The following is a 16,437-nucleotide window of genomic DNA, read 5'->3' on the forward strand; positions in this document are numbered from 1 at the left end:
GTCCTTTCACGGGGTAAGTGGAAAGGCAAATGGAAGCACCCAGCCAGGGTGGTCAGGCGCTAGCTATGTAGCGCGACTTTGCGCTGATCGAGGCGCTTGATGAACTCCAGCCACACCGCCAGCCCCGCCATCAGCAGTGCGCCGATGATGGCTGTGGTCAGTTGCATGGCCACGGCATCGTTGGCCATGGCATTGATCATGTCCGCCAGTGGCGCAAGCACCACCCCCAGGCAGAACACTTCCAGGGAGTAACGCCCCATGCGGCAGACTTCAGCGGCCACGCGGTTCTGCGTCCATGCAGCACCCGGCAACAGCTTGGCGGTGACGTAGGCCAGTGCGAGGAAGTGCACCAGGCGCACCGGTGACAGGTCGGTCTTGCTGATGGGGTAGAGCAGGTCGCTCAAGCGCGATGGCATCCACGCATCGTGCACTTCGGGCCAGCGCCACGACAGGGTGAGTACCCCGGCGAGCAGCACGTAGAGCGCTGCGCTCACAAACAAAGGCTGGCGCAACAGGGGCCGCGTTTCCAAGGGTTTGGGCCGTTGGCTGTGTATCGCTGCCGCGCCGCCGAGCACAAACAGCGCCTGCCAGGTGACCGGGTTGAAGTACCACACGCCGTCGGCGATCGCCCGCAGGTTCCAGCCCATCCAGGGTGCCAGCAGGTAGATGGTGAGTGATACCGCCACCACCACCGACGGCATGCGCACCAGCATCGGCAGCACCAGCGCCAGGCCGGCCAGCAGCACGATGTACAACGGCAACGGGTCCATCAGGTTGGGCTTGAAGCGCAGCAGCAGTTCATCGGTGAGGGCCTGTTGCGGGTGGGTGACGAAGTGCGTCAGGCCCATCTCCGAGACCAGGTCCCGGGTTTCCACATGGCTGTTGGCGAAGAACACGATGCCCATCAGCAGCGCCAATAAAAAGATATGCACCACGTACAACACCCACGCGCGGCGCAGGATTTTCAGGCAGGCCGTCCAGTAACCGTCGCGCTGCATGATCTTGCCGTAGGCGAGCACGGCGGCAAAACCGGCGAGGAATACAAACACTTCGGCCGCATCGCTGAAGCCGATGTTGCGCAGGGTGATCTGGCCGAGAGGGTTGTGGGGGACGTGATCCCAGAAAATGAAGATCAACGCCAGGCCCCGAAAGAAATCGATGCGCGGGTCGCGTCCGTTAGGCATGGCTACGGGCTCTTGAACAATAGGTTTAATAAGGACAGGTGAACGCGGGCAACGTCATGCGCCGCACGTCGGGCGGGCAGGTTGGCGGTATTTGTAAGCAATTGCAAAGGTTGGGTATTACTGAATGTCTCTAGACATCAATGATCACCAGGGTGCCTTGGCTACCGGCGAGGACCCTATGGGCAATGCCGGCTTCTACGACGTACATCTGGCCGGCCTCCACGCGAATCGCTTGATCGGCGATGCTCAACAGAAGATGGCCGCTGATCACCAGCAGCCCTTCGTTGTAATCGTGGGTCTCTTCCTCATAGGCCTGCGCATCCATGCGCAACACCTTGATATGCGCCGGGCCGACTTGGCCCAGGCGCGTGGATTTCCAGGTGTCGGGCAGTTGTGCGGCAATGGCAGTGAAGTCCAGCAACGGCATGTGAATCTCCTTGTTTCAACGATGCCGTCGGTGGTCCGGTTCAGCGGGGGTCAGGTGGTTGGCTCAGAACGCATCCATCAGCAGCACTCGGCACGGCTTGGCTTGATACGCGTTGATCTGCGGCACCAGGCGGGTGAAGTGTTCGGTCTGGCAATGGATGTCGAGCGCGGCTTGGTCAGGCCATAACTCGACAAAGATAAAGTGCCCGGGGTCTTTTTGATCAACGAACAGATCGTAGGCGATGCACAGCGGTTCCTCGCGGGTTTTTTCCACCAGTTCGGCGTACCACGCACGCACTGTTTCCACGTGTTCGGGTTTGATGAAATCTTCGGCGATGACTTTCAACACGGTGCGGCTCCTTAAGCAGCATTGACTTCTTGGGGCTCGAAACTGTCCGCCCGCGCCATCTGCCACATGCGCGAATAGAACTCGCCGTTCACTTCACCCGTGAGCAATTCGCCGGGCTTGAGGAACACATGCAGCTGCGAGAACAGCTTGATCTCGGTCGCCGACATCCGGCGTACCAAGTGCTTGGCCGACAGTTGTGACGGATGATCCAGGCCAGCAGCGGCAAGCATTTCTGCCAGCGCCTTGAGTGTGTTGCGGTGGAAGTTGAACACGCGCTGGGCCTTGTCCGGCACCACCAGCGCGCGCTGGCGCAGCGGGTCTTGGGTGGCGACACCGGTCGGGCATTTGTTGGTGTGGCATGACTGCGACTGAATGCAGCCGATGGCGAACATAAAGCCCCGCGCCGAGTTGGCCCAGTCGGCGCCGATGGCCAAGACGCTGGCGATATCGAACGCGCTGACAATCTTGCCGCTGGCACCGAGCTTGATCTTGTCGCGCAGGTTCAGGCCCACCAGGGTGTTGTGCACAAACAGCAGGCCTTCACGCAGCGGCACACCGATATGGTCGGTGAACTCCACCGGAGCGGCGCCGGTGCCGCCTTCCTTGCCATCGACTACGATAAAGTCCGGGAGGATGCCGGTTTCGAGCATGGCTTTGGCGATGCCCATGAACTCCCACGGGTGGCCCAGGCAGAACTTGAAACCCACTGGTTTGCCGCCGGACAGCTCGCGCAGTTGGGCGATGAACTGCATCAGCTCGATTGGCGTGGAGAACGCACTGTGGCGCGACGGCGAGATGCAGTCTTCGCCCATCAGGATGCCGCGGGTCTCGGCGATTTCCTGGGTGACCTTGTGCTTGGGCAGGATGCCGCCATGGCCGGGCTTGGCACCCTGGCTCATCTTGATTTCGATCATGCGTACTTGCGGGTTCTGCGCTTGCGCGGCGAAGCGTTCCGGGTCGAAGCGGCCATCGCTGCTACGGCAGCCGAAGTAGCCGCTGCCCAGCTCCCAGGTCAGGTCGCCGCCGTGTTCACGGTGATAGGGGCTGATGCTGCCTTCGCCGGTGTCGTGGGCGAAGTTGCCGAGCTTGGCGCCTTGATTCAGCGCGCGGATCGCGTTGGCGCTCAGGGAGCCAAAACTCATCGCCGAGATATTGAACACCGACGCCGAGTACGGCTGCTTGCACTGCGGGCCACCGACCATCACGCGAAATGCGCTGGGGTCGCTCAGCGGCGCGGGGCGCATGGAGTGGCCGATAAATTCGAAGCCCGATTGGTACACGTCGATCAGGGTGCCGAACGGCTTGTCGGCGGATTCGTTCTTGGCGCGCGAATACACCAGCGAACGCTGGGCGCGGGAGAAGGGCAGGGCGTCGCTGTCGGACTCCAGCAGGTACTGGCGGATTTCCGGGCGGATGGCTTCCACCAGATAACGGATATTGCCCAGGATCGGGTAGTTACGGCGCACCGCGTGGGGGCTTTGCAGCAGGTCGAAAATGCCGATCAGGCTGAGAATGCCGGTGACCACGGTGATCGGCCACAGCCATTCATGCTGGATAAACGGAAGGCTGGCGAGGGTGAATATGACGCACACGGCAAAGAAGGCGTAACGGCTTAGCAAAGACAGGCTCATACGGTTTCCTTGGGTTCGGACTCTTGAGGTCGATCCGCCATTCTGCGCCAGTAAGGAAACCACAGACAACCTAAGGGATTGTTCTTCATAGAATCGGCGGGTCTATTCTTATTGCAATCGGTTCTCGTTTGGGTGCATTATTTGCGTTACTGTATAACATTAAATGTGCCCCGGAGGCCCCATGAAAGCTGGAATCCATCCCGACTACCGCACCGTGCTGTTCCACGACACTGCCGCCGACGTGTTCTTCCTGATCGGCTCCACCGCCGACAGCGACCGCACTCATACACACAGCGACGGCAACACCTATCCCTACATCCCGCTGGACGTATCCAGCGCCTCGCACCCGATCTACACCGGCCAACAGCGCAAGACTCAGGTCGAAGGCCGGATCGCCGGGTTCAACAAACGTTTTGCGTCGTTTGGGTCGAGTCCGAAAAAAGTGGAGGCGTGAGTAGTATTCGGCGGCGTGCCCTACGCCGCCGTCTGCCGAATCGGCAACACCACGCGAAATGTCGTGCCCTTTCCCGGTTCGCTGCTGACGGAAATATCGCCACGGTGCTTTTTGACGATACCGTAGGACAGCGACAACCCCAACCCCGTCCCTTCGCCCACCGGTTTGGTGGTAAAGAACGGGTCGAAGATTTTCTGCACGGTCTCCGGGGCAATCCCGCAGCCGTTGTCCGCCACTTCGAGCCAGACGTTTTCGCCTTCCACGCCATTGCTGATGGTGATGGTGCCGCGCTCCGGGCCCATGGCTTGGGCGGCGTTGACCACCAGGTTCATCACCACCTGGTTGAGCTGCGAGGCCAGGCACTCGATTTCCGGCAGTGGCGCATATTGCTTCACCACGTCGGCCTTGTACTTGAGTTCGCTGGCGACGATGTTCAGCGTCGAGTCGATGCCTTGTTGCAGGTTGGCCCACTGCCAGGTCTGGTCGGTGTCCACCCGTGAAAAGTTCTTCAGGTCCTTGACGATCTGTACCACGCGGCCGATGCCGTCCTTGGATTCGCTGATCAGCACCGGAATGTCTTCGCGCAGGAAATCCAGCTCCAGGCTTTGGCGCAGCGCCATGAGCGCGTCGCGCTGTGCGCCAGCCGGCACGAGTGTTTCGGCCTGCTGGTAGGCCTCCAGCATCTGTTGCAGTTGCTTGAAGTAGCCGTCGAGGGTGCTGAGGTTGGAGGAGATAAACCCCACCGGGTTATTGATCTCGTGGGCCACACCGGCTGCCAGTTGCCCCAGCGAGGCGAGTTTTTCCGATTGCACCAACTGGCTTTCCAGCAGCTTGCGCTCGTTGATTTCCACTTGCAGCGCTGCGGTGCGTTGTTCCACCAGGTGTTCCAGGTGCGAGGTCTGCAAGGCGGCGCGGCGGGCCATGTCCCATTTGTTGGCCAGGGTGTTGGCCATTTGCTGCACTTCAATGTTGTCGAAGGGTTTTTTCAGGATCAGCAAGCGGTCGTGGGCGTGCAGGCGTTCCAGCAGGTTTTCCCAGGAATAGTCCGAGTACGCGGTGCACACCACCACTTGCAGGTCAGGAGCGACTCTCCACAGTTCTTCGATGGTCTTCGCGCCGTCCCAGCCCTGGGGCATGCGCATGTCGACAAAGGCCAGCGCGTAGGGGCACTTCTCGGCCATGGCGTGGGCCAACAAGCCCAGGCCTTCTTCGCCGCCGTACGCCGAGTGCAGGTCGAAGGCCTGCGCCTGGACTTTCGCCGGGCCGCCAAACAGCGCCGACTCCATGTCGTCCAGTGCCGGGTTGGACTCCACGTCCGGCATCAGGATCTTGCGAAAATCGTCATGAATTGACGGCGTGTCATCGATCAGCAGAATGCGCCGATTGGGCGGTTGGTTCATGTGGGGTGTCCGGCAAGGGTCAGGGGGATCGTCAAGGTAAACACCGCGCCCAGGCCAGGTCCGTCGCTGTGGGCGCTGAGCTGGCCGTGCATTTCCACGGCGGCCAGGGCGCAGCTGTGCAGGCCGAAACCGTGGCCTTCCTTGCGGGTAGTAAAACCGTGGGTGAAGATCCACGCCATGTTTTCCGGCGGGATGCCTTCGCCGTCGTCCTTCACGCTGATCTGCAACGTGCCGTCGCCCAGCGGCTGGACCGAAAGGATCATCTGCCGTGGGCGGTCGGTGAGGTGGGTCATGGCGTATTTGGCGTTGCTGATCAGGTTGACCATGATCAGCAGCAAGCGGTGTTTGTCCGCGAGGATTTCCGGCACAGGCGCGTAGTCCTTGACCACCGTGACATGGTGTCGGCTCAGGGCGCCGGCGTTCATGCGCAGGGCGTCGTCCATCAACGCGCTGATGTGCACCGGTTCCAGCAGGGCGGACGCGCCGGCATAGGATTGTTGGGTCGAAACGATGTCCTTGATGTGATCGACGCTTTTGCTCAGTTGCGCCAGTTCTTCGGCCATGCCCTGTTGTTCCTGGGCAATGGCGTCGACCAATTGGTTGAGGTAGCCGGGCAGCAACTTGCCCTTTTCATCCTCGGTCAGAAAGGTGCCCAGGTCGGCCGGGTGCTCGTTGATCAGTTGCATCGCCTTGCCCAGGCCCAGCGCCTTGCTGCTGCGCAGTTTGCGCGTGACCAGGTCGGCGGAGATGTTCACGCTGTTGAGCACGTTGCCGACGTTGTGCAGCACGTTGGTGGCGATTTCGGCCATGCCGGCCTGGCGTGCGCTGTCCATCAGTTCGCTTTGCGCATCCTTGAGCTGTTGGGTGCGACGTTCCACCCGTTGCTCGAGGGTTTCGTTTGCCGCTTGCAACGCGCGGTTGACCCGGTTGATCTCAGAAAAACTGCGCAGCAGGCGTACTGCCAGGTAGAGCAGCACCACCACCAGCAGGGTTGAGAAAATCAGCAGGTAGCGGTGGTATTGGTGGTCGACGAGGTCGGCGGCTTGCTGGTCCTGGTTGAGGTGGGTGGTCAGCTCATCCAGGCGGTCGGGAACGGGCACCGCTGCAATTCGCTCGAGCAGGCTGTTGACGATCGGCTGTTCGCGCAGGATTAGCGACACATGGTTGCTGAGGATCTCCACCGGGGCCTGAAACTCGTTGGGCAACTGCTCCTTGTTGACTTCCAGTTTGCCCAGGCCGACCAGTATGTCGGCGGCTCGTTCGTCGCTGGTGACCTGGGCGAACTCCAGACTGCTGAGCAACAGGTCATAGGTGTCGGTCGCCACGCTTTGCAGTTGCAAGCGGCCTTCAGCGTCATAACGGTTGAACTGGGCCTGGATGTCATCTTCGGCGGTTGGCAAAAACGCCAGCGAATTACGCAGCACGGCGTTGTGGGATTTGAACTGGTCAACCAACCGGGCTTTTTCCTGGATCGCAGCTTGGTACGCCTCTTTGGTGGCTTGCCAGCGCGGTAGGTCTTCAGGGCTGTGGTAGGTGCCGCGATCGTCCAGGCTGGCCCACAACCGGGTCATCTCGGTGAGTGGCGTCACCAGCGGGTCGTAGTTGTGGGTGATGGCGATCCGCGCCTTGAGTACTTCGCTGTCCCACTGGGCATTGAGTTGCTTGAGCTGGCGGATCAGGTCGCGTGATTCGGTGTAGCTGACGGTTTGGTCACGCGACGATTTTTGGTACAGAAACACCAACGTCGAAGCCAGCAACAGGGTAATCAGGGTCAGCAGCACTTGGCTGGCACGGCGTGAGGACAGGGTCATAGAGGCTTGCCCGCCCATTCACCGGTGAGGGTCTTGAGAAACTGAATAATCAGGTCTTTGTCTTCCTGGGACGGATTACGCCCCAACTGGTACTTGAACATCACATCCACCGCGTCTTCCAGGGTCTTGGCCGATGCGTCGTGGAAGTAGGGCGCGGTGACGGCGACGTTGCGCAGGCTCGGTACCTTGAACACGTGCCGGTCTTCTTCATCCTTGGTCAACAGGTAGCGCCCCAGATCTGCTTCGACCGGATTGCCGCGTGCCTTGAAGTAGTCGCCCATCACACCGAACTTCTGGAACATGTTGCCACCGATATTCACGCCCTGGTGGCAGGCGATGCAGCCGTAATCCTTGAAGCGCTGGTAGCCGTATTTTTCCTGCAAGGTAAGGATGTCGGTGTTTCCCAGCAGGTACTGGTCAAACCGCGAGTTGGGCGTGAGCAGCGTGCGCTCGTAAGTGGCCAGGGCGTTTTGCACATTGGCGGCGGTGACGCCATCGGGGTAGGCCTGGCTGAAGGCTTTTTGATAGAGGGGCAGGGCGGAGAGGTTCTGCACCACGGTTTTCCAGTCGCTGCCCATTTCCACGGGGCTGACGACCACTTGTTCGACCTGCGCTTCCAGTGTGTCCGCCCGGCCATTCCAGAATTGCTTGAAGTTGAGGCTGGCGTTGAACACCGACGGCGTGTTGATCTCGACCGGCTTGCCGTCGAAGCCCACCGAGAGCGCTTTGTTGTCGGCCCCGCCGGTTTCCAGGTGGTGGCAGCTAGCGCACGACAGCGTGTTGCTCACCGACAGCCGAGGCTCGTTGAACAGCCGGCGGCCCAGCTCGACCTTGGCCGGGTCCAATGCCGGCACCGCAGGCAACGGCTTGAGTGCCTCGTCCAGGGGCGCGGCCATCAGTGGCAGTGCCATGCACAGCATAAGCAGGAGGCCGAGGCGCAGCGTGAATGTTTGGCTCAAGCGAGCACTCCTTGCTGGCGTAGGGCTATTGATTGGGCATCAGCGTAGCGGATCCCACTTGCAACAAGTGGCAAAAATCCTTTGAAGATACCGCCTTGCTGAATAAAAAGCCCTGGCCTTCCTCACACAGTTGTTCTTGCAGGAACGTCAGTTGCTCAAGGGTTTCCACGCCTTCGGCAATGATATTCAAGTCCAGGCTCCTGCCCATGCCGATGATTGCGCTGATCAACTGTGCGTCCTGGCTGTTGCTGCTCAGGCCGCGCACGAACGATTGGTCGATCTTCAGCACATCGATGGGAAACCGGCGCAAGTAGCTGAGGCTGGAAAAGCCGGTGCCGAAATCGTCCAGGGCCAGGCGCACGCCCATGACCTTGATGCTTTCCAGCAAGGCGACGGTTTCTTCGACATTCTGCATCAGTACGCTTTCGGTGATTTCCAGCTCCAATTGCGCGGGCGGCAGGCCGGTCTGCTTGAGGATCTCCGCCAGGTTGTCGACAAAGTCGCGCTGGCGAAAGTCGATGGCCGAGATATTCACCGACATGCGCAGCGGCGCCAAACCCATCGCACGCCAGGTCTGCGCCTGCTCACAGGCTTGCTGCAACACCCATTGGGTCAGGCGCACGATCAGCCCGCTATCCTCGGCGACCGGAATGAATTCGGCCGGGCTGACCCAGCCTGAACGCGGTTGATACCAGCGGATCAGCGCTTCGGCGCCGACGATCCGGCCGGACTTCAGGTCCAGCTTGGGCTGGAAGTGCAGCACAAACTCATCACGGTCCAGCGCCTGGCGAATCGCGCTTTCCATATTCTGCTGGCGCTGGGCGCGCAGGTTCATGTCTTCGGTGTAGAAACTGAAGGCGTTCGGGCCGTGTTCCTTGCTGGTGTGCATCGCGGTTTCGGCATGCTTGATTAACCCCACCGCCGTGCCGCTGTCGTTGGGGTAGATGCAGATACCGACGCTGGCGGTGATGCTCAGGTCATGCCCCGCGACATGGCGCGTGGCGCTGATGGTATTGAGAATTTTCTGCGCGACATGCTGGGTTTGTTGCGGATGTTGCACGTCGTTGAGCACCACCACGAATTCGTCAGACCCGTAGCGGAACACCGAGTCGGAATCGCGCACCGTCGCCACCAAACTCTGGCTGACCTGCTTGAGCACTTCATCACCCACCGGGTAGCCCAGGCCATTGTTGATACGTTTAAACCGGTCAAGCCCGATAAACATTACCGCCAACTGCGTATCGTGGCGCCGGCTGAGGGCGATGGACTGGCTCAGCCGGTCGCCCAGCAATGTGCTGTTGGGCAGTTGGGTCAGCGCGTCGTATTGCAGCAGGTGCGAGACTTTCAGCAGTTCCTGCACGCGTTCTTCGATGGTGCGCTCCAGGCCGATGACCTTGAGCGCGATGTCCTGGGCCAACTGCCATTTCCAGGTCAGGGCGCTGGCCATCTGGCGGATTTCCAGGTGGTCGAAGGGCTTTTTCAGGATCAGCAACTGATCGTTGTACTTCAGCCGGGCTTCGATGGCCTCGAAGGAATAATCGGAGTACGCCGTGCACAACGCGATTTGCAGGTTGGGGTCGACATTCCACAGCTGCTCGACGGTTTGCAGGCCATCCCAGCCGGGCGGCATACGCATGTCGATAAACACCATCGCGTACGGCCTGTTGGCGGCCAGCGCCTCGATCACCAGGGCGAGCGCTTCCTGGCCCTGATAGGCCGAGTGCAGCTCGAACGTCTGGCGCACTGGCGCCACTGTGCCAAACAGGCTCTCTTCGAGGCTGTCCAGGGAAGGCTCGTCGTCGGTGTTGGCCCCGAGTATCTTGCGAAAGTCCTGATGGATCGACGCGGTGTCATCGACGATCAGAATGCGACGGTTGGCCCGCCCAGCGTCCGGATTCATGGTGCGCTCCGTAACTGCAAAAGGTTCGACAGCATAACGATTCCTTCCCTGAATCCATTGCTTTGCAGGGCGCACATCGGCGGTGACTGCTTCGTCGTGTGCCCTTGAAATCGACGGCCGGTTGGCGTCAAATCAATCCAGTTTAGACCCGCAGACACTCCGCGTTTATCGGCCTGGCGCCCATGACGAAGGCGAAAGGCCAGCTATCAGGGTTCAATTTAGCTTAATTTTGTTTAATTTGAAGGCGCAGTCTCCATGGATGATCAACTCGCTACGCTCTCGACCGAAAAAGCCACGATTTTGCTGGTGGACGACGAAGAACCGATCCTCAACAGCCTGCGCCGCCTGTTGCGTGGCCAGCCCTATGACGTGTTGAGCGCCAACAGCGGCGCCCAAGCGCTGGAGATCCTGGCGGCGCAGCCCATCGACCTGGTGATGAGCGATGCGCGCATGCCGAACATGGACGGCGCGACGTTGCTGGCCAAGGTCCACGAGCGGTCCCCCGGCACCCATCGCATCCTGCTGACTGGCTACGCTGACCTGCCGACGATCATCAAGGCAATCAATGACGGGCAGATCCACCGTTACATCGGTAAACCCTGGAATGACGACGAACTGAAGCTGACCCTGCAACAGGCCCTTGAGCACCAGCGCCTGGAGCGCCTGACCCAGGTGCAGAACGACCAGCTCAAGGTGCTCAACGCCACCCTGGAAAAACGCGTCGCCGCACGCACCAGCGAGTTGCAGCAGACCGCCGACATGCTCGACCTGGCCTACGACGAACTCAAGCGCAGCTACGTGACCGGCACCGAGGTGTTTTCGCTGCTGGCCAACCTGCGCCTGCCCAAGGACAAACAGACCAACCGCGCGCTGATCGAACTGGTGCGCGTATACGCCGCGGCCCAGGGCATGGACGAAGCCAGCACCCGCGACCTGACCATGGCCGCCGCGCTCTACAACATCGGCAAGCTGAGCTGGAACGACAGCATGCTGAGCGCCCCGGCCGACAAACTGCACAGCACCGACCGCGAGCAATACCGCGCCTACCCGACCCAGAGCGAATCGCTGCTGATGACCCTGGAGCCAATGAAGGATGCGGCGCGGATCATTCGTCATCACCAGGAGCGTTGGGACGGTACGGGGTTTCCCGATCACCTCAAGGGCGAGGCGATCCCGTTCGGTTCGCGCCTGTTGAAGCTGGCGGTGGACTTCATCGAATTGCAGAAGGGCCTGATCCTGGAGCGGCAGATGAACAGTGGCGAAGCGCTGCTGTACATCCAAAAATACACCGGACGCCTCTATGACCCGACGCTGGTGGAAGACTTCTCCCACGCGTGCGCCACGTTCCTCAGTGACGTGACCCTTGGCGATCCGTCGATCAAAGTGCTGACCACCCGCGAACTGGCCGCCGGCATGGTCCTGGCGCGCAACCTGAATGCCGACAACGGCATGCTGCTGCTCAACGCCGGCAAGGTGCTGAACCTGCCGTTGGTGGACAAGCTGATTGCGTTCGAAGCGATGGAGGGCGCGAAGTACAGCGTCTTCATCAAGGCAGACCCGGAAACCTCAGCCGAGATGCAGTAAAAGATGTGGGAGGGGCAAGCCCCTCCCACATTGAATTGCGGCGCGGCGGCTGGTCATGTGATCCTTGCCCACTTTGCCGCCAAGGAAACCCTCCCATGCCGTCCACCATCCGCATCGCCGCCGCCCTCCTGATTGATCGCGACGGCCACACCCTGCTGGTGCGCAAGCGCGGCACCGAGGCGTTCATGCAACCGGGCGGCAAGATCGATGCCGGTGAGCAACCCGCCGAAGCCCTGGCCCGCGAGCTGCACGAAGAACTCAACCTGCGGATCGACCCCAACGCCGCCGTCTACCTTGGCCACTTCTCGGCACCGGCCGCCAATGAGCCGGGTTTCACCGTCGAAGCCGAGCTGTTCCAGGTCACGATCGACGTCGCGGTTCAGCCCGCCGCCGAGATCGAAGAAGTGCGCTGGATCGACCCGGCCGGCGATGGCGGCCTGGTGTTGGCGCCCTTGACACGTGACCTGATCCTGCCGTTTTATCGCGCATCGCTGACCACCACTGCCTGACATGCAGGCGCAAAGGACTGAACCGTGATCCCACTCAACGAGTTGCTGATTTTCGCCGCTGCATGCCTGCTGATGGTGTTGACCCCCGGCCCGAACATGATCTACCTGATCTCCCGTTCGATCTGCCAGGGACGCAAGGCGGGTCTGGTCTCGTTGCTGGGCGTGGTCGCGGGGTTCTTTGTGCACCTGTTCGCCGCTGCTGCGGGGTTGACGGCGGTTTTTCTCGCGGTGCCGATGGCCTACGAAGTGCTCAAATGGGCCGGTGCGCTATACCTGCTGTGGTTGGCCTGGCAAGCGGTGAAGCCCGGCGCGCGTTCGCCGTTTGAGGCTCAGCAACTGCCGCCGGACTCCACGCGCAAGCTGGTGACCATGGGCTTTCTCACCAGCGCGCTGAACCCGAAGATCGCCGTGTTCTACCTCTCGGTGTTCCCGCAATTCATCAACCCGGAACACGGTTCGGTGTTCACCCAGAGCGTGATGCTGGGCTTCACCCAGATCAGCGTGAGCTTTATGGTCAACGCGCTGATCGCGATATTTGCCGCGAGTATTGCCAGCTGGTTTATCAACAACCCGACCTGGCTGGCGGTGCAGCGTTATTTCATGGGCTTTGTATTGGCGGCGCTGGCGCTGCGGCTGATGCTTGAGCAGCGCCGCAGCGCATGATCATCCGCACGCTGGGGCCCCTGGACGCCGAGGCTTATCGGGCGTTGATGCTGGAGGCGTACGGCGTTTATCCCCAGGCGTTCACCTCCAGCGTGGCCGAGCGCGCGCGGATGCCGTTGAGCTGGTGGGAGAAGCGCCTGGACAGCCCGTTGGATTGCTTGCTCGGTGCTTTTGACGGGGATGAACTGGCGGGCATTGTCGGCCTGGCGTACGAGCCTCGGGAGAAGGCCCAGCACAAGGTGACGTTGTTTGGCATGTATGTGAATGCCGCTCATCAGCAACAAGGCCTGGGCCGTCAGTTGGTTGAGGCAGCTTTGGACGAGGCACGCAAACAGCCGCGCCTCAAGGTCATTCAACTGACGGTCACCGCCGGCAACGACGCCGCCTTTGCGCTGTACCAGCGCTGCGGTTTCATCCAATACGGCCTGGAACCCTTGGCGGTGCGGGTGGGCGTCGAATACTTCGACAAGATCCACATGTGGCGCGAACTGAAGACCGACTGAAATCCAACTGTGGAAACCCTATCCAATGTGGGAGCGGGCTTGCTCGCGAAAGCGGTGTGTCAGTAAAAGATGTTCTAACTGACCCACCGCATTCGCGAGCAAGCCCGCTCCCACACAAGCCCGCTCCCACATTTTGATCAGCGAACGGCGCTGACACCATCCAGCGTTGAAAACGACGTGTCCTTGGCCGTCAGCAAAAAATCGCGCATATACGGCGCATCCAGCATGTCCGCACGAATCCCCGCATACAGCGTCGCAAACAAGCCTTTCTCGCCCAGGCGCTTGGCCTTCACATACCCGCGCGAGCTGTATTCATGCAGAGCCCAATGGGGCATGCCGCACACGCCGCGGCCGCTGGCCACCAGTTGCATCATCATCACCGTCAGCTCCGACGTACGCACCTGAGCCGGTTCCACGTCGGCCGGTTCGAGGAAGCGCGTGAAGATGTCAAGGCGGTCACGCTCCACCGGGTAGGTGATCAGGGTTTCCGTCAGCAGGTCTTCCGGCACGATGTAGGATTTGCCCGCGAGCGCATGCTGGTTGGCCACCGCAAGCATGGCTTCGTAAGTGAACAGCGGCACATAGGTAATGCCCGGCAGTTCCAGCGGGTCGGAGGTCACCACCAGATCGAGGTCACCACGGGCCAGGGCCGGCAGCGGCGCGAAGGCGAACCCGGAGGCCAGGTCCAGCTCGACTTCCGGCCAGGCATCGCGGAACTGGTCGATGGTCGGCATCAGCCACTGGAAGCAGCTGTGGCATTCGATGGCCATGTGCAGGCGCCCGGCGGTGCCGCCGGCCAGCCGCGCGATGTCACGCTCGGCGCCGCGCAGCAGCGGCAGAGCCGCATCGGCCAGTTGCAACAGGCGCAGGCCAGCGCTGGTGAAGCGCAGCGGCTTGGTCTTGCGCACGAACAGCTGCATGCCCAGGCGTTCCTCCAGCTCCTTGAACTGGTGGGACAACGCCGATTGCGTCAGGTGCAGGCGCTCGGCGGCTTCCACCAGGCTGTCGGCTTCGCGCAGGGCGTGCAGGGTCTTGAGGTGACGGATCTCGAGCACGGGCTCTCCATGAAGGCAATTTGTGACGAATCGGAATCGCGTGAGTTTGTCTCATGTTGCAGGTTGTGTCGACCTTGACCGCTGGGCACTCTTCATCAAACTGTCATGGAACTGTGGCAGCGCGCTTGAACAAACTTCATCAGACTCGCGCTCTACTGGGGTTCTGCGTTTCGGTGTTTTTCATGCGCGTGTTGCTTTTACTGGCCGCTCTCTTGTTCGGCCTGCCGTCTTTTGCGGCTTCTCGATGTGATGTCAATGTCCCGACCCAAACGGTCGATCTGGCTCAGGTGAGCATCGCCTACCAGAGCATCGGCCGTGCGTCCGATCCGGCGTTGCTGCTGGTGATGGGCCTGGGCGGGCAGTTGATCCACTGGCCGGATGAAGTGGTCGTCGCCCTGTGCCAACAGGGCTTTCGGGTGATCCGCTACGACAACCGTGACGTCGGCCTGTCCACTTGGCGCCAGGCGCCGGCCAGCGCCAACCTGACCTTTGAAGTGCTGCGCTACAAGCTCGGCCTGCCGGTGTCGGCGCCGTATACCCTGACCGACATGGCCGACGACGCGCTCGGCCTGATGGACGCGTTGCAGGTCCGGCAATTCCACGTCCTGGGCGCGAGCATGGGCGGCATGATCGCCCAGCACCTGGCGGCCATGGCCCCGCAGCGCGTGGAAAGCCTCACGTTGATCATGACCAGCTCCGGCGCCGAAGGCTTGCCGGCACCGAATGCGGCGCTGGTGCAATTGCTGTCACGGCGCAGCGCGCCCAACCGCGAGGTGGCGCTGGAGCAACAGGCCGACCTGCTGGCGGCGCTGGGCAGCCCGAATGTGAAGGATGATCGCCAGGCCCTGCTGCACCAGGCGGCGCTGTCCTACGACCGCGCGTTCAACCCGGACGGCGTCAAGCGCCAGATCATGGCGATCCTCGCCGAACCGAGCCGCGTGCCGTTGCTCAACCAACTGCGCGTGCCGACCCTGGTGGTGCATGGCACCGCCGACCCGCTGTTGCCGGTGATGCATGGCGTGCATTTGGCCGCGCATATCCAGGGCAGCGAATTGAAGCTGATTCCCGGCATGGCCCACCGTTTCCAGGAAGCGTTCAAGGCGCCGTTGCTGACGGCGGTGTTGCCGTACCTGCAAGCCCATCGCGAAGATGCGGCGCACTGGGCGCAGATTGACCTGGGCGAGCCTTCGAAGGTGCTGTGACATTGGTGTATCGTGCAACCTTTACGGCGCGTTTTTGCCTACGAGGTTGCTAGCCATGAGTACTCCCCTGAAAATCGATTTCGTCAGCGACGTGTCCTGCCCCTGGTGCATCATCGGCCTGCGCGGCCTGACCGAAGCCCTTGACCAGCTGGGTGCCGAGGTGCAGGCCGAGATCCATTTCCAGCCGTTCGAACTGAACCCGAACATGCCCGCCGAAGGGCAGAACATCGTCGAACACATCACTGAAAAGTACGGTTCTACTGCCGAGCAGTCCCAGGCCAACCGCGAGCGCATCCGTGACATGGGGGCTGCACTGGGCTTCGCCTTCCGTACCGACGGCCAGAGCCGCATCTACAACACCTTCGATGCTCACCGCCTGCTGCATTGGGCCGGGCTGGAAGGCTTGCAGTACAACCTCAAGGAAGCGCTGTTCAAGGCGTATTTCAGCGACGGCCAGGACCCTTCCGACCACGCGACCCTGGCGATCATCGCCGAAAGCGTTGGGTTGGACTTGAAGCGCGCGGCTGAGATTCTCGCCTCTGACGAATATGCCGCCGAGGTGCGTCAGCAGGAGCAGTTGTGGGTGTCCCGTGGCGTGACGTCGGTGCCGACCATTGTGTTCAACGACCAGTACGCGGTGAGCGGTGGGCAGCCGGCTGAAGCGTTTGTGGGGGCGATTCGGCAGATCATCAACGACGCCCAAAACTAAAGCCGAGCACAATTCCAAATGTGGGAGCTGGCTTGCCTGCGATAGCGGTCTATCAGTTATTGCTGCACTGACTGATCCACCGCTATCGCAGGCAAGCC

At 61.2% G+C, this 16,437-nt stretch carries 16 protein-coding genes; 7 read left to right on the forward strand and 9 right to left on the reverse strand.

The window, feature by feature from the left end:
• Positions 1-59: 59 nt before the first annotated feature.
• The 4 genes from ACZRMO_RS02160 to ACZRMO_RS02175 form a co-directional block, all read right to left on the reverse strand.
• The gene (locus ACZRMO_RS02160) at positions 60-1,184 is read right to left on the reverse strand and encodes an OpgC family protein (protein ID WP_463971748.1); all 1,125 of its coding nucleotides are present in this window, start codon (positions 1,182-1,184) and stop codon (positions 60-62) included.
• A 130-nt stretch (positions 1,185-1,314) separates the two neighbouring features.
• Entirely contained in the window at positions 1,315-1,611 is a 297-nt protein-coding gene (locus ACZRMO_RS02165) for a cupin domain-containing protein (protein WP_463971749.1), read from the reverse strand.
• A gap of 63 nt (positions 1,612-1,674) precedes the next feature.
• Entirely contained in the window at positions 1,675-1,959 is a 285-nt protein-coding gene (locus ACZRMO_RS02170; RefSeq protein WP_463971750.1) for a putative quinol monooxygenase, read from the reverse strand.
• An 11-nt stretch (positions 1,960-1,970) separates the two neighbouring features.
• Positions 1,971-3,590, reverse strand: a complete 1,620-nt coding sequence (locus tag ACZRMO_RS02175; protein WP_463971751.1) for an FMN-binding glutamate synthase family protein — start codon at positions 3,588-3,590, stop codon at positions 1,971-1,973.
• Between the two features lie 181 nt (positions 3,591-3,771).
• Between ACZRMO_RS02175 and ACZRMO_RS02180 the strand changes: the two genes are divergently transcribed.
• Positions 3,772-4,044 carry a type B 50S ribosomal protein L31 gene (locus ACZRMO_RS02180; protein ID WP_463971752.1) on the forward strand — a complete coding sequence of 91 codons (273 nt, stop codon included), beginning with the start codon at positions 3,772-3,774 and terminating at the stop codon, positions 4,042-4,044.
• Positions 4,045-4,064: 20 nt separating this feature from the next.
• Here ACZRMO_RS02180 and ACZRMO_RS02185 read toward each other — a convergent pair whose 3' ends face one another.
• The 4 genes from ACZRMO_RS02185 to ACZRMO_RS02200 form a co-directional block, all read right to left on the reverse strand.
• Positions 4,065-5,444, reverse strand: a complete 1,380-nt coding sequence (locus ACZRMO_RS02185; RefSeq protein ID WP_463971753.1) for an ATP-binding protein — start codon at positions 5,442-5,444, stop codon at positions 4,065-4,067.
• Complete coding sequence (locus ACZRMO_RS02190; protein WP_463971754.1) at positions 5,441-7,255, reverse strand: DAHL domain-containing protein; 1,815 nt, start codon at positions 7,253-7,255, stop codon at positions 5,441-5,443. Before ACZRMO_RS02190 ends, ACZRMO_RS02185 begins: the two co-directional genes overlap by 4 nt.
• A complete protein-coding gene (locus ACZRMO_RS02195; RefSeq protein ID WP_463972120.1) occupies positions 7,252-8,175 on the reverse strand; it encodes a cytochrome-c peroxidase in 924 nt (307 codons plus the stop codon). The genes ACZRMO_RS02190 and ACZRMO_RS02195 overlap by 4 nt, the downstream gene beginning before the upstream one ends.
• Positions 8,176-8,239: 64 nt before the next feature.
• Entirely contained in the window at positions 8,240-10,114 is a 1,875-nt protein-coding gene (locus tag ACZRMO_RS02200; protein WP_463971755.1) for a putative bifunctional diguanylate cyclase/phosphodiesterase, read from the reverse strand.
• A gap of 255 nt (positions 10,115-10,369) precedes the next feature.
• On the opposite strand from ACZRMO_RS02200, the gene nosR reads away from it, so the two are divergent.
• The 4 genes from nosR (at position 10,370) to ACZRMO_RS02220 (ending at position 13,373) form a co-directional block, all read left to right on the forward strand.
• Positions 10,370-11,698 carry a response regulator c-di-GMP phosphodiesterase, NosR family gene (nosR, locus tag ACZRMO_RS02205; protein WP_463971756.1) on the forward strand — a complete coding sequence of 443 codons (1,329 nt, stop codon included), beginning with the start codon at positions 10,370-10,372 and terminating at the stop codon, positions 11,696-11,698.
• Positions 11,699-11,793: 95 nt separating this feature from the next.
• Positions 11,794-12,207 carry an NUDIX hydrolase gene (locus tag ACZRMO_RS02210; protein WP_463971757.1) on the forward strand — a complete coding sequence of 138 codons (414 nt, stop codon included), beginning with the start codon at positions 11,794-11,796 and terminating at the stop codon, positions 12,205-12,207.
• Positions 12,208-12,231: 24 nt separating this feature from the next.
• The gene (locus ACZRMO_RS02215) at positions 12,232-12,870 is read left to right on the forward strand and encodes a LysE family translocator (RefSeq protein ID WP_463971758.1); all 639 of its coding nucleotides are present in this window, start codon (positions 12,232-12,234) and stop codon (positions 12,868-12,870) included.
• Entirely contained in the window at positions 12,867-13,373 is a 507-nt protein-coding gene (locus ACZRMO_RS02220) for an N-acetyltransferase family protein (protein WP_463971759.1), read from the forward strand. The genes ACZRMO_RS02215 and ACZRMO_RS02220 overlap by 4 nt, the downstream gene beginning before the upstream one ends.
• A 137-nt stretch (positions 13,374-13,510) precedes the next feature.
• Here ACZRMO_RS02220 and metR read toward each other — a convergent pair whose 3' ends face one another.
• Positions 13,511-14,428: a transcriptional regulator MetR gene (metR, locus tag ACZRMO_RS02225; protein WP_017736266.1), complete on the reverse strand. Its 918-nt coding sequence runs from the start codon at positions 14,426-14,428 to the stop codon at positions 13,511-13,513.
• A 182-nt stretch (positions 14,429-14,610) separates the two neighbouring features.
• Here metR and ACZRMO_RS02230 point away from each other — a divergent pair, with 182 nt between their 5' ends.
• Both ACZRMO_RS02230 and ACZRMO_RS02235 read left to right on the forward strand, forming a co-directional pair.
• Complete coding sequence (locus ACZRMO_RS02230) at positions 14,611-15,630, forward strand: alpha/beta fold hydrolase (RefSeq protein ID WP_124526135.1); 1,020 nt, start codon at positions 14,611-14,613, stop codon at positions 15,628-15,630.
• Positions 15,631-15,685: 55 nt separating this feature from the next.
• Positions 15,686-16,339, forward strand: coding sequence for a DsbA family oxidoreductase (locus tag ACZRMO_RS02235; RefSeq protein WP_463971760.1), 654 nt, complete (start codon positions 15,686-15,688; stop codon positions 16,337-16,339).
• Positions 16,340-16,437: the final 98 nt, after the last annotated feature.

Source organism: Pseudomonas sp. B611, from assembly GCF_055407965.1.

What these genes read in the sequence shown, in the direction of transcription:
- ACZRMO_RS02160 (WP_463971748.1), bottom strand. Translation starts at nt 1,184, where the DNA reads ATGCCTAACGGACGCGACCCGCGCATCGATTTCTTTCGGGGCCTGGCG.
- ACZRMO_RS02165 (WP_463971749.1), bottom strand. Translation starts at nt 1,611, where the DNA reads ATGCCGTTGCTGGACTTCACTGCCATTGCCGCACAACTGCCCGACACC.
- ACZRMO_RS02175 (WP_463971751.1), bottom strand. Translation starts at nt 3,590, where the DNA reads ATGAGCCTGTCTTTGCTAAGCCGTTACGCCTTCTTTGCCGTGTGCGTC.
- ACZRMO_RS02180 (WP_463971752.1), top strand. Translation starts at nt 3,772, where the DNA reads ATGAAAGCTGGAATCCATCCCGACTACCGCACCGTGCTGTTCCACGAC.
- ACZRMO_RS02185 (WP_463971753.1), bottom strand. Translation starts at nt 5,444, where the DNA reads ATGAACCAACCGCCCAATCGGCGCATTCTGCTGATCGATGACACGCCG.
- ACZRMO_RS02190 (WP_463971754.1), bottom strand. Translation starts at nt 7,255, where the DNA reads ATGACCCTGTCCTCACGCCGTGCCAGCCAAGTGCTGCTGACCCTGATT.
- ACZRMO_RS02195 (WP_463972120.1), bottom strand. Translation starts at nt 8,175, where the DNA reads ATGCTGTGCATGGCACTGCCACTGATGGCCGCGCCCCTGGACGAGGCA.
- ACZRMO_RS02200 (WP_463971755.1), bottom strand. Translation starts at nt 10,114, where the DNA reads ATGAATCCGGACGCTGGGCGGGCCAACCGTCGCATTCTGATCGTCGAT.
- nosR (WP_463971756.1), top strand. Translation starts at nt 10,370, where the DNA reads ATGGATGATCAACTCGCTACGCTCTCGACCGAAAAAGCCACGATTTTG.
- ACZRMO_RS02210 (WP_463971757.1), top strand. Translation starts at nt 11,794, where the DNA reads ATGCCGTCCACCATCCGCATCGCCGCCGCCCTCCTGATTGATCGCGAC.
- ACZRMO_RS02220 (WP_463971759.1), top strand. Translation starts at nt 12,867, where the DNA reads ATGATCATCCGCACGCTGGGGCCCCTGGACGCCGAGGCTTATCGGGCG.
- ACZRMO_RS02230 (WP_124526135.1), top strand. Translation starts at nt 14,611, where the DNA reads ATGCGCGTGTTGCTTTTACTGGCCGCTCTCTTGTTCGGCCTGCCGTCT.
- ACZRMO_RS02235 (WP_463971760.1), top strand. Translation starts at nt 15,686, where the DNA reads ATGAGTACTCCCCTGAAAATCGATTTCGTCAGCGACGTGTCCTGCCCC.